The organism is Bradyrhizobium sp. BRP56 (genome assembly GCF_020194035.1).
Lineage (GTDB): Bacteria > Pseudomonadota > Alphaproteobacteria > Rhizobiales > Xanthobacteraceae > Bradyrhizobium > Bradyrhizobium australafricanum.
Genome location: NZ_JADYVV010000263.1, coordinates 1 through 253, shown reverse-complemented (window position 1 = coordinate 253; position 253 = coordinate 1). Strand labels below are relative to the sequence as shown.

The window sequence follows — 253 nt, the reverse complement described above, 5'->3', positions numbered from 1 at the left end:
GAAGCCACAGTGTCGTGGTTTTGCATCTGCGGCTGGAACGCCGATGCAGGAGGGCCAACCCCCATCTCTCATAAAGCTGTACACATCAAATTCGGTTATTCACCTCCTTCATGCTCTGCAGCACACCATGCCAAATGATCTTGATCAGGTCGCCGCGGCGGCCCCTAAAAACGTAAAGATCACCAGCGTGCGGATCCCGCTTCAAGCTCTCCTGAACCAGACGCGCAAGGCTCGGGAAGCCTCGGCGCATATC

1 protein-coding gene is annotated in these 253 nt (G+C 56.1%); it reads right to left on the bottom strand.

The window, feature by feature from the left end; all coding sequences use genetic code 11:
- Positions 1 to 85: 85 nt before the first annotated feature.
- Positions 86 to 250 (bottom strand): transposase, encoded by a 165-nt coding sequence (gene tnpB / locus I6F38_RS43675; RefSeq protein ID WP_225164751.1) that lies wholly within the window; start codon positions 248 to 250, stop codon positions 86 to 88.
- Positions 251 to 253 lie beyond the last annotated feature (3 nt).

Excerpts from the sequence above, each read along its gene's own strand:
- tnpB (WP_225164751.1), bottom strand. The coding sequence starts at position 250 with ATGCGCCGAGGCTTCCCGAGCCTTGCGCGTCTGGTTCAGGAGAGCTTG.